This window comes from uncultured Tenacibaculum sp. (assembly GCF_947504135.1).
In the GTDB taxonomy this organism is placed as follows: Bacteria; Bacteroidota; Bacteroidia; order Flavobacteriales; family Flavobacteriaceae; genus Polaribacter.
The window spans coordinates 442,427-456,948 of sequence record NZ_CANNGG010000002.1 but is presented as its reverse complement, the minus strand read 5'-3'; the positions used below and the strand labels follow the sequence as shown (position 1 = coordinate 456,948).

1 protein-coding gene is annotated in these 14,522 nt (G+C 36.0%); it reads right to left on the bottom strand.

What is annotated here, in order from left to right:
* Window positions 1-6 precede the first annotated feature (6 nt).
* Window positions 7-14,475 (bottom strand): T9SS type B sorting domain-containing protein, encoded by a 14,469-nt coding sequence (locus Q0663_RS05510; protein WP_299007674.1) that lies wholly within the window; start codon window positions 14,473-14,475, stop codon window positions 7-9.
* Window positions 14,476-14,522 lie beyond the last annotated feature (47 nt).

Below are 14,522 nucleotides of genomic sequence, written 5' to 3'. Positions count from 1 at the left end.
TTCTTTTTATCTATATAGTGTAAAGTGTCCCATTATTTTCTTCTCTTGACCTGATAACTCTTTAAAGTAAATAGTATACCAATAATCTCCTGATGGTAATGGTGTACCTTCATAAGTACCATCCCATCCTTCTACAGAACCTTTAAACTCGGCAATGTTACGTGCATATCTATCATAAATAAACACTTGAATATCATGATATTCTTCTACTTCACGAGGGTACCAATAATCATTTGTTCCATCTCCGTCTGGAGTAAATAAGTTTGGAACGAAAATAGTAATATACTCTCCTCTTATAGTTACTGTTTCCTCACAGCCTCTAGCATCTCTTACCGTAATAGTGTAATCTTTTGTTTGTAAGATTAAGAACTCATTATCTGATCCAAAATCACCTCCATCTACACTATACTCATAAGGTGGTAATCCAAAATCTGCATTGGCTATTAAAGTATTCTTAACCGAATCATCAATATCTAAGGTTAATGCTTGAATATCTTCAATACTAATTGGACTACTGGTAGAACTTTCAGAACATGAAGTTATTGTATGTGTTGCTGTAACATAGTATCCTGTTCCTGCTGGTACATCAATAAATTCTCCTGTATTATTTGTTACTACAGGGTTTCCTATTCCGTCATATAATGTGTAAGACATATTAGCTCTATATGCTTCATCAACTATTGCTTTAATAATATTTCCTACCTCACAGGTATATGCAAAATCAACTGTTAATTGTAAATCTACTGGTTCAGCCGTAGTTACTCTAATTGGATCTGCAACATTACAACCTGCTTCATCTCTTACTGTAATGTAGTAAGACGTACCTGCTTGGATGTTTTCTGCAGCTCCTAACACAATTGTATTTGTTGTATATGGTGTTGGTTGCTCTATATTATTAATACTTACGTAGTAAGGTTGTGTTCCTCCTTGTGCATCTAACTCTATTGTTGGAGTTGCATCGTTAATACAGGTTTGTTCTGTAACTCCTACCAATGTTGCTGTAAATTGTTGTGGTTGATCAACAACTACATTAATAGTATCAATACATCCAACCTTATCTTTAACAGTAATGGTGTATGTACCTGCTGCTAAGTTTCTGAACACATTATCGGTAACAAATTTATTTGTTGGATCTGTACTAATATTGTATTCATATCCTGTTAAGTTTCCTCCTGAGGCTAATACTGTAATAGTACCATCGTTTCCTCCAAAACAACTTACATCTGTATGGTTTTCAGCAACTACTAAAGGTTGTGGCTCTACGATAGGATGTGGTGCAGTATCTTCTGTACATACTTCTCCAAATCTGTTAGTACTTCTTACTCTAATTTTATATGTACCAACATTTAAACCTCCAAAAGTATTTGATGTTGTCCATGTTCCATCAATCGGGTTATTACTACCATCTAACAATTGATATTCGTAATTACCGAAACCGCCTGTTACAGTTGCTGATAACACTCCATTAGCATCTCCATTACAGGTAACAAATCCTGAATCAACTACCAAAGTTGGTACTAAAGGTTCGTATGCATTGACTGTTACTACAACTGTATCTTCACAATTATTATCATCACGTACATAGAATGTTTGAGAACCTGAACTTACGTTTGTAAACGTATTGTCAGGACCAAAATTCATTCCATCGCTACTATATTCATAAACGCCTGTACCTCCTATTGCACTCACTACTACGGTTGCATTAGCATTGTTACAAGTTATATCTGCAGTAATATTTGCCGAAGCTTCTACTTCTGAAGGGTCAATTATATCCACCTGCCTTGTATACGAACAGCTATATTTATTATCTCTAACAATTACTGTGTAATTAGTACCCGCTGGTAAATTGCTAAATGTATTTGATAACTGTTCTACTTGCGTTACTCCGTCAGGATAGGTTAAAATATAACTATAACTTACAGTTGCATCTTGTGTTTGACCTCCTGTTACATTAGTTACTTGAATGGTTGCCGTTCTTTCTCCTTCACATAAGTTTGGAGTAACAGTTACATCTGCTGCCATATTTGTAGTTGGCTGTAATGTAAATGTAAATGTTTCTTCACACCCTGTAACATCTCTAACTGTTGCTGTATAATTACCTGCTATTAACCCAGTAATTCTTCTATTACTATCAAAATTTTGAACTGGTGTAGCTGGTGCTGCATCATTTACTAATTGATACTCATATGGTGCCCAACCTCCTTCAGCTTCTAACAAGATTTCTCCAGAATCAGTAACATTACAATTAATATACGTTGGTGTGCCTGTTAATGCTAATGCGTTTGCTGGTTCTTCAATTATAAAGTTTTCACTTTGTGCTTCACAGAATGGTGTATTCGTCATACTTACAACCACATAATATTCACCTGCTACTAAATTAGTAGTAATTGTTTCTGGAGTACCTCCTGTACCATTTCCTGATGTAATAGCAGTTGGGTTACCTACTTCAAATACTTCGTAAGTATAAACATCTGTATATGGTGGTGTAGCTGCACTAAGATCTATTGTTGCACTTCCTGTACCACCAAAACAAGCTCTTTGAACATTACTTACTAATATATCAAAGGTAGGTTCTGGTTGTACTGTGTGATATTCTTCAAAAGTACATCCTGTTGCTGCATTGTATATCTCAATTGTGTAATCATCAACCGGTACGTTATTAAATACTGCTGCATCTGCATCTGATACCACATTTAATGTTTGTGTATAAGGAGTAGCTCCTGTTCCTGTTATTGTATACTGAATATTTGGTAATGCTGGCACTACTTTTACAGTGATATTCTCTCCTGTATTACAGTCTGTATCTTTAATTACTCTGATATCAGCTGCTGTCATTGGAGTAAATGGAGCTATCCTTACTACTCTAGATACAAAACAATCTGTATTTTCATCATATACTTTTACTGTATAATCTCCTCCAGCTAAATTAGTTGATATATATGTAAAGTTACTATCGTCTTGTAATACATCACCTGTTGCATTATCTTCAAACACAACTCGAACATAGTTTCCTGTTCCTCCTATAATCGCTGCCTTATCAACTGTAATTATAGCATTGTTTGTTGTATTAGTTCCTGCCGTACAAGCAAACTGTGTTACAGTAATGGCGTTTGAAATATCAATAATATCATTTTGATTAATACTTACAGTTACATCTGTTGTACATCCATTTACTCCCGTAGCTGTAACTATATAGTCATCTGCTGGTAAGTTCGTAAATACCGTATCACTTCCTGTTAAAACAGCATTAAATGTTCCTGATACATTATTAATCTCATAACTTAATGGTAAAATACCATTATCTACTGGTGAAACTGTAACTTCTCCTGTTGATGTTCCAAAACAAATATCTGTTACTGTAGCTACTGCCGTGAAATTAGGAGTTTCAGCATCTTGAATTTCAATAGTTTTAACTACTGAACATTCTGGTGTTGCTCCTGCATCGTAAACTGTTACGGTATATGTTCCTGCTACCGTAGGATTTAGCGTTAATGTTGTACCTCCTAAATTCGTTCTTCCTGCTGCAATACTTGGTCCTGCAACTTCATAATCATACGTACCTGAGCCTGAAGTTACTTCTAATGCTACAGCTGCTGCCATTGGTGGACTACATGTTAACTTCTTAGTCTCTTTTAACGTAAATACTAAATCTGGTGTTATTGTTACATTTGATGTATTTGTTACAGTACCTACACATCCATTAGAGTCTACTACATTTACTGTATAAGCATCTGCTGCTAAATTGGTAAATGTATAATTTGCAGCATTCAGTATTTGCGTTTCTACTACTCCACTTCCGTTAGATAATGTATAGGTATAAGTACCTGTACCTCCTGTTGCTGTTACTGCTATACTTCCTCCTACTGAAGAATCACATGAATTGTCATTTTCAGTTACAGTAAATCTTACCTCTGCTGGATTTGCTATGATTACTTGATCACTTGACTCACAGTATAATCCTGTAGCACCGTTTTTATCTCGTACTACTACTGTATAATCTCCTGCTGGTAAGTTCGTAAAGATATTGTTTGAACTATAGGTGTTACCTGCGTAGGCAGTTCCTAAATTACTTGTTTCTTCTAATTGGTACACATAGTCTCCCCAACCTCCTGTTGCTGTGGCTGTAATAGTTGCATCTGAACCATTGTAACAGCTTACTAATGGGTTAGCAACTCCTGTTACTGATAACGGAGCACTAGGTTCGTTGATTGTAAAATTAGCCGTTCTTGCTGTACAAGCAGTTGGTGGTGCTGTATCTGTTAAGGTAGCTATGATATAATAAGTGGTTGTTCCTGATAAATTATTTACCGTAATACTTCCTGATTGCGGTGTGGCTTCAGTCCTCACAACTGAGTCATCAGCTGCATTGTATAGTGCATAGGTATAATTACCTGTGTATAATGTTGCTGCTGTGCTAAAACTTAGCGTAACGCTACCATCATCGGCACTTTGGCAGGTTTCATCAGTAACATCAGTGACTAATAAGTCATAATACGGTCTGTCATCTACGGTGTAGTAAGTTTCAATAACACAATTGGTTACAGGATTTAAAATACTTATTTTATAATCTCCTGGTTGCAATCCGTTAAAATCACCCGAGGTAACGTTGTTCTGAGTAACTGGACCATAAGTGGTTGTGTTGATTCCTTCAATAGTAATGTTTGTAGGTACCGTATTAGGTGTATAGGTAACAGTGATATCTTCTTCTGTATTACAAGTAATCACATTATCTTCCGCTACCACAGGGTCACTAATTTCTTCAAATGGGGCAATCGTATCAGAGGTTGTTACAGAACACCCTTGGTCGTCATATAGGGTTATAGCAACCGTACCTCCTGAAGTATTTGTTGTTGTAAACTCAAAGTTATTTTCATCTTGTGTTTCGGTAGCTCCTGAATTAGGTGTGTAAACAAATACTACTCTTGTGTAATTTCCTGAACCTCCTGTAATATCACCTGCAGTATTTAACACTGTAACCGTTGCTTGGTTTACCGTATTTGTACCTGCAGTACAGGCAAACTCGTCTACTTGCACTGGGTCTGATAATGTTAGTGTAATTGGAGCGTATTCATCTATTACAATATTGTTAACCGTAAAAGGACATCCATTTGTTCCCTCTCCTGTAACTGAGTATGTTCCTGGTGGTAAATCTGTTATTACATTTCCTGTAATCGTTCCTGCTGGTGGTGCTATGCTATACGTTAATGGTAAAATACCATTATCTACAGCTGTTAAAGTAATTCTACCTGAATCATCCCCTGAACATAAACTAGCCTCGGCTACTGCCGTGAAACTAGGGAAAACAGGGTTCTCTACAGTAATCTGTTTCGTCTCAGAACACCCTGAAGTTACATCAGTAACTGTTACATTATGTACTCCTGGTGATAATGATCCTACATTTACAGTTGTTGCCGGTGAAATGATAGTTCCTGTTGTACCAGTATCAAATGAATAATCATAATTCCCTCCTGTACCAGAAGTGATATTTATTTCTATTTGTCCATCATTACCAGGGACACAAGTAGCGTTTCCTGCTGGTCTCAAGTCAAAGTCTATATCTGGATGAACTATTACTCCATTCAGAGTGTCAGTACAACCATTTGCATCTCTTACAACAACATCATAACTACCCGGTGTTAATCCTTCTGCTATATAAGTCGTATTAGTCGTTGGAGAAGTAAATGTAGTTCCTCCATCTACAGAATAACTATATGGAGCTGTACCATTATTAACATTAATAGTTATTGTTTTATTTACATCACAACTTGTTGGAATTGCTGAATTTATAGTTGGTCTTTCACTTACCATTAAACTTTCTGGTCCTACTGTTCTTGTACAGCTATTTCCATTACTATCGGTTATAGTTATATTAATACCTGTTACATCTAATGCTGGGTTTATTACATCTCCATAAGCAAATTCAATAGTATTTCCTATAATTGTTGCATCTCCTGGAGTAAAATTAGTGGAAGAGGATACTGAATAAGTGTATGGTGCAGTACCACCTGTTACATTGTCTACTCGTATTACTCCATTTCTACTACATGTTATTGTATCATCTACTACTGTAAGATTTGCATTAATAGGTGCAGTTTCTAATATTTCAATATTTGGACTAGCAAATGTACAGGTTCCTGCATTATTTTCAATCTCTAAATAATAAGTTCCAGGTGCTAAAGTTCCATTTGAAGTTGGTAAAATAGGATCTAAATTACTCTGAGAACCTGTTTCTATTGAAGTAGAAGCACCAGTTGTAACGTCAAGGTTGAAAAGTTCCCAACTAATTGGTGGTACACCTCCATTTAATAAGTTAGATTTTGTATCATCAATATCAAACTGTAAGCTACCAGTTGCCCCTCCATTACATGACTGACTTAGAATTGAAGGAGTTATTACTACGTCAATGTCAATAATAAAAGTATCGTCAACTTTAATACAATCATCATCTCCTAGATCTCTTACAAAGAAGTAATAAGTTCTTCCTGGGGTTAAACCAGTAAATGTATATGTTGTAGAAGCTGTACCTCCAACAGGCTCCCACCCACCAGGTCCTGGTGCATTTTGTATTGTATTATAAGTATATTCATATGGACCAATACCACCCGTCACATTTACTACTGCTTCTGCACCTGTACTACAATCAGCTGAATTAGTTGTAACATTTACAACTAAAGGGCTCACCTCATATGGCATTGTATAAGAACCTAAGTTATTTAAACAATAAGTTATTGATTCTGTGGCTATATCAGTTATTCTAATAGCTGGAAAACTTACAGTACCATAGTTAAAATCTGGATTTCCTGTTGTACCTCTAAAACTAGGGCTATCTTGCCAAGTAACTCCATTATCAACACTATATTGAATTTTTTGAGAAGGGGATACTGGTGGTACGCCAGTAAAATCATAACCAAATAATGTCTCATTACCTATAAAAGGAGTTCCACAAATAGGTCTTACTGGTACTATTGTTGCAACCAAAGCAGGAGGATTAGTTAATGTAAAACTAAACGTATCCTCACATCCTAAATCATCTGTGATTGTAATTGTATATGAATCTGCTATTAAATTGTTAAAACTAAAATTAGTCCCCGAGAAATTATTAATTGTGTCAATAATTGTATTCGAACTATCTCTAATAACAATAGTGTGAGGAGCTTGACCTGTGTTTGTTACTATTTGACCGTCTACACTACCTGTGTCTCCATTACATGTTGGTTCATTCACAGTAGCGGTAATATCAACTGGTGTTATTGTATTAATAACTACATCTTCAATAAGATATTCACAATACGGTGCAACTCCATTGTTATCTCTTACGTAAACATCATAAGTTCCTGCTGCTCTTGTAACAGGGTTTGTTGTATCAAAAGTTCCTGCAGGAGAGCCGTCGTTTACTACTGAGTACACGTATGTTCCTGCACCAGTTCCTCCCGTTGCATTTATTAAAATTTCTCCGTTTGTACAACTAGCATTGGTAACATCAGCTGTAGCAAATAATTGAGGGTTAATAGTTACAGATACATCTGCAAAACAACCTTTACCATCTTGTACTCTTACAGTATGGTTACCTGGTGATAATCCTGAAATAGTAAATGGATTTGTGCTTACTGGAGTGAAAGTTGTGCCTCCATTTAAACTGTATGAATAATCCCCATTTCCAGTTAAAACAGTTACTAATATTTCTCCATTTGTTCCATCATAACACTGAGCTTCAGCAGTAAAAGTTACCGCTTGCGATGGGTTTATTACTACAGTTACTGGTGATGAATCACAACCCAAACGATCTGTAGCTACTACTGTATACGTTCCTGCTGCTACATCTGTAAACTCTGTCGTAGTTGTTCCTACCGATGTTCCTCCATTATCAAATAACTCATAACTAAATGGTGCCCCATTTCCTCCGCTTCCATCTGGAGTAATTGTAGCTCCTGTAGCAGGATTACAAGTAATCTCTTTTGTTATGGGTGCTACTACTGTTACTACACTTGGATCTGTTAAGGTTGCGCTTACTGTTTGCTCACATGCTGCAATTCCTCCTACTGGACGAACTTCAATTGTATGTGTTCCTGATGTAAAGTTTGGTATAACAAATGGATTATTTCCTGAAGTACTTACCCAACCTGCTCCTATATTATATTCAAACTCAGTTGGTGGTGATGATGGAAAACTTGCTTCTACTTCTATACTTCCATTATTGTCTCCTAAACATGTAGGATTTGTCGTGTTTATAACTGCTGCTGTAAATTCTTGATCTGCTGCTACTGTTACCAATACATCTTCTGTACAATTACTTCCATAATCTACAGTTACTGTATGAGCTCCAGCTGCTACATTATTAAAAATATTAGCATTTGCTCCTGTTTGTGCTGCAGCCCCATCTAAAGAATAAGTATAACTAGCATCAAATGGTGTTATGGTGATATTTCCTGTACCATCACAGTTATATACTACAGTACTTGCAAATGCTGGTACTGCTGGTAAATCTGCTATTGTTAAGGTGTCTAAAATTCTTTCACAGCCATTTGAATCTTCTACTTTTGTCTCATAATCTCCTGCTGGTAAATTAGATACTGATGTTCCTGCTATTTGTGTATAAGCTCCTCCTCCTACTAATCTATAATAATAAATGTAAGGTGCTGTTCCACCTGTTGGTGCTGTAAAACTTATCGTTCCTAAAATAGTACCTGTAGGGCTACACATTAAGTCTGTTTTACTTGCTGAGCCTCCTGCTAATGCTGTTGGAACATTAATCGTTTCTGCTGATGTGGATACTGGTGGACATCCGTTTGCATCACTTACTGTAATTTGATAAGTACCATCTCCTAATCCTGTAAAACTGTAATTAACATCTGCTGATGGTCCTTGTACAAATGGACCTCCTGGTCCTGTAACTGTTACGGTATATGGTGAGGTTCCGCTGCCTACTGTTACATTAATTGTTCCTGTATCTGTACTACAATTTGGTTGTGTTGATGTACTGCTTACGGTTGGTGCTGCTATTTGATTAACTGTTACTGTATCTGAATATTCACAGTAATTTGTTCCTCCATTTTTATCTCTTACATACACCGTATAAGTTCCTGCTGGTTTATCTATTGGACTAGATGTATGCGTGGTTTGATTTCCACCTGAATCCTCTACAACAAACACATAACTACCATCTCCTCCATTTGGAGTGATTTGTATTTGTCCGTCATTACAAGTTGCGCTCACAGGTACTATGGTAGCTGTTAGCTGTGGTAAAATAGTTGCATCTTTTGCTGGAATTGTACAGCCTAATCCGTCTCTTACTTCAATACTGTAAGTACCATCTGTTAACCCTGTGAAAGTAAACTCATCTGGTGTAGCTACATCTGGGTTTTGCCAAATTCCTCCATCAATCCTAAACTGGTAATCATTATTACCCGATGTAACTTCTACACGAATCTCGCCATTTCCACTTCCATCATAACATAATGTAGGCGTTAAATCAAAATCTACTGTATTTGGTTCTATAACAGGTACACTTACAGGTACACAAGTTGTACTCGCAATATTAATTTGTACGTCGTCTATAAAATTCCCTACAGTGTTATTTCCTCCAGCTGTTGATAATGCATCAAAAGCAATTATTGTGGTTGATTGCCCTACTGGAACGGTATAACTTCCTGTATAAACTTTCCAAGCGGTGTTATTTGTTTCCATAGTTTCAACAACTCCGGCTGTGGCTAAATCACCTCCTATTTTCACTGTTGCTCTATCTAAACCACTTCTTCCTCTATGCGCTACAGACCAAGTAATTATATCTCCTGGTTGAGTACAGTATTCTTGATATAATGATGATACTCTGTTAGCATTTAGTTCTGCAAAAGAGTTTCCTTCATAAGCGGTAACACCATTAAATCCATTGTGCCAAAGCTCTATTTGATTATCAGACGCAGTAGAATCCCAACCTGGTATATCATCTTCATTATAAAATCTGAATCTTGTTGTTGTTTCTGCTGGTCTTTCAAAGCTTCCATTTTGGAATAGTTTAGCTGTACAACCACATTCGTTACAATTTCTACTATCTCTAACCATTACAACATAGTCCGTAGCTCTTGGTGGCACGTTATTAAATACATTGCTACTATGCCAACTAGCACCTCCATCAATACTATATTCGTATGGAGGGATTCCTCCTGTAGCAGTAGCTGTAATAGTTCCTGTTGCAATATTACAAGTTACTTCTTGAGTTACCGATGCTGCTAAGGTTAATTCTTCTGGTTGCCCTATTGTAACATTACCTAAATCAATTACACAACTTGCCACTCCTGCATGACCTTCTCTTATAAACACATTATATGTTCCCGCTGCTAAACCTACAACTCTATAAGGGTTATCGGCTGTCATTGACCAAGTTGCTCCACCATCTGTCGAATACTCAAAACTTCCTCCTATAACGTTATTTGCTGATATTGTGATTGACCCATTATCTGAACCATAACACTCACTATCTGTAGAGCCTACGATACTTCCTGAAAATTCATTTCCTGCATTTACCCTAACTCTAATATCTTCTACGCAACTACCTCCATAGGTTACTTCAGCGGTATACCCTCCTACTGGTACATTATTAAATACACCCGTAGTATTTGAGTTTCCGTTTAAAGTATAAGTATATGTTCCTGCAGGAGTAGCTGTTATTGTTACGTTTCCTGTACCATCACAATTATATACCACAGTACTTGTTACATTTGGTGCTGATGGTAAACCATTTATAGTTACATTATTTAAATCTATTATACATCCACTTGCGTCTATTGCTCTTGTGTTGTATGTTCCTGCAGGGAGCCCTGTTACTGGATTATTTGCTGCTAATGTATAAGTTGCAGCTGAACTTAACTTATAATAATATGTATAATTAGGAGTACCTCCTGTTGGTGCTGTATAGGTTATAGTACCAAAAGTAGTTCCTCCAGAGGTGTTACATTCTAAATCAGTTTTTGTTGCACTTCCTCCATTAAGTGGTGCTGGCTCATTTATTACTACATTAGGAATTTCATATAAACACTGATAAGAATTTTTTGATGCCCTTATATAAATGGTATAAGTTCCATCACCTAAACTATCAAAAGCACCTGTAGTGTTCCATGTAGCATTATCAATGCTATATTCTACTGCATATCCTAAATTATCTCCATCAACACTAACGTTAATAGTACCATCAATTAAACCATTACAAGTTACATCTGTTTCTGAATGAGTAAAAGCTAATTCTGGCTCTACAGTAATTTCTACTGGGTCTGAAATTGTATAACAGTTATTATCATCAATAACAATAAATCTATATATTCCTTCACTACCAACAGGCACATTGTAGGTGTATGGGTTTGTTGCTGGTATTAAAAACGCAGTATTAGGAATATCTGATGGGTTTGTATATAAATCTGTTCCCTGACTCGTCCATACAGCAAAATTATAATTATTACCTGACGATGTGTCTAATGTTCCTCCACTTGCAGTTAACTGAATAATTCCGTCTGAACTTCCTGACTCACAAGTTATATCTTTAGTTTTTAATGCGGTAAGTACTAACTCATCTGGTTCATTAATAACAGTCGTTTCTGTAGCGGTACATTGAGGTGTTGTAACTCTCACTGTGTAAGCTCCACCATCTGTAACATTAAAAGTAAAATCGTTATTAGCAGTTGGACCTTCTATTCCTACTACACTTCCACCTTGTAATAATTCATATGTATAATCTCCAGGTACATTATTTACCTGAACTCTTATTTGTGCTGAATCATTAAAACACTGCATAGGTGTTGTAATGACGTCTATATCTATGTCATTTTCCTGAATATTAATAGGAGGAAAAGTATATGTACATGAAGCAGCAGACGCACTACTTACACGAATTGAAAGGTTATAGTTTCCTGCAGCTGTTAAATTTGAAAAAACATTACTGTTTTGAAAAGGAGCATTATAACCTCCAGGACCTGTTAAACTGTATTGATAACCTGCTGGTATATTGTTTACAGTAATAGACCCATTGTTACCACATAAAATATCCTGTGTAATAAAGGTAGGATTTAAAGTTGCTTTGTACACATTGAAGTAGTAACTTTTAGGGCATCTTCCATCATATAAAACATCTAAACGATATTCTCCAGCATCTGCAAAGTTTCTAGAAAATTCTCCGCTTCCTATTTCATTCCAAGTACACCCTGTATTTACATTAGGACATCCTGATTCTGTTACATCGGTACAAGAAGATTCATCCAATTTAAACCATTGTACTGTTGTAGCTGAAGAGGTATCAAATGGTAAATTAATAGTTCTAGAACCACTATCACCGCATAAGTAAACTTCAGCTAACTCTTCTCCATTACTTGCACAAGTTAATACTTGGTCTGCAAATGGTTGCAATGGATTTGGTTCTGAATTATATCCTACAACATTTATGGTTTCTTCAGCATTTATACATCCTGATGCTGCTGAGGCTATCTTATTAACTGTGTAAGTTCCTTCATTGGTTACATCAAAAGATGGTACTGTAGTAGTTCCTAATAAAGTACCCGAGGCATCTCTCCATTCGTATGATTCAAACCCTGCTCCAACAGTTAATGTTATACTAGAACCACACATTACTTGTGTCGTTTCAAAAGAACATCCACTTGTATCAACTAAAAAGTTTGAAGTACCAACTATACCAAAATCACAATCATCTATACCTGCATAACTTGGCTCATTATTAACTACAACTCCTCCTCTAACTCCTTCGTATCTGGCAAAAGCTTGATTTCTAACTTCATTAGAACACACATCTCTTAATTGACTACAATCTGTTACTACTTGAACGTGCATACGAATATTATAAAGGGCGCCTCCCTCTAAAACCATATTATCTGGTACTGAAATCTCTAATTCAGCTCTATTATCATTAGCTGCGCTTGGTGGATCGTATGCTGTTATAGATACTCCTGGAGGTAAATCTATATCAAAACGTGTTCCATCTGGAGCCACAGAGCCATTTGGTGCTGTAGTTGTTAATAAATCTACATTTTTTGGTAATCTATCTGTAATTATTGTATTTCTAGCATCATCTGTTCCTACATTCTGAAAACTTATATTGTAAAACAATTCACTCCCTAAACCTACAGGTGTACCTTGTATATCATTACCACTAGCATCTTCTATTGTTTTTATTAGTTGTACTTTAGGCTCTATAATTTCAACTGCTAAAGCATTTAAAAATGGCCAATATACATCTCCACTTGTTGTAAAATTAACATGAATAGTTTCTTGTCCGTTAGTTATAACACTATTATTAGGATTACTTAATTCATATAAATCTACATCAAATCCTAAAGTGTTTTCACTATCTGGAATCCTTGAAGTTAAATATTGATCATCTATACTAATAGAGCCATTAAAAAAATTATATTCCCACTTTCTGTCCCACCATGGGCCAACTTGGTTTCTTGGATTAACATTTGGTGTATATTGATCTATATAATTTCCAGTACCATTCTCTCTATTATTAATTTGAAAACTATCACCTGGTATACTTCTATCTCCTTCTAAGGTAGCAGCAAGTAAACTAACCCTTACAGGTGCAGGGTTCGATGGGTTACCAACAGGAACAGTAATAAAACCTGAATATGATATAGGCACATCATTATTTCCATCAACATTTGCAAAACCATCAAAAATAGATATGTTTTTACTTGACTCTGTTTCGTTTTCATAAACTACGACCATTGTCCAACCTCCAGAACCTCCTAGACCACCTGAATAATCTCTTCCTCTTGTTGCTCTAATGTTAGCTGCTACATAAGTACCATTATGCCCTTCCGGGTTTACAGTTGCTAACCCTTGAATATCTGAAGTAATGTCTTTATAACATATATAAGCAACACCATTATCATAAATTAGCTCCCTCTTTGTAACATCACTCGCATCTGCTTCTATATCTTGATAATTTCCTCCTGGTAATTTGAATTTTATTTGATATGGATTATATCTCCTACTTTCTCGTCCCCCCCAAGTTTCGTATGGATAAACACCAGCCCAATACAATCCTGCATATACTACTCTAGAACAACTTGGTAAGTTTAACTCATCTGAACTTGATGAATCTGTAGAAGAATCCCCATCAATGTCAATATACTGCATATTAACAGTTCCGTTTGAACTAGATCCATCGTAAGGGTCTTCTGGGTCATACCCCCATTGATCAATACTTAAAACATTATTGGCTATAAACGTAATATCACCTTTAATATTAATACCTCCTGAACTTCCATCTGGCTTAACAACTCTCTGATCAAAATAAGGCGTTGATGGCGGTCTTAATGCCTTCTCTTTAGGAAGCCTTTTTATTAGTTTTTCATAACCTACCGTCTCATCTAAAACTACTTGTGATGGTTTTGATGTTGGTTTTTGTTTCTCCTGAGAAAAGCAAAAAAAGGTTTGTAATACAATTATTAGTAGGGTAATTATTCTCTTCATAATATCAATTGGGGAAATTAATTAATCAAGTTCTTTTATTTTATTAT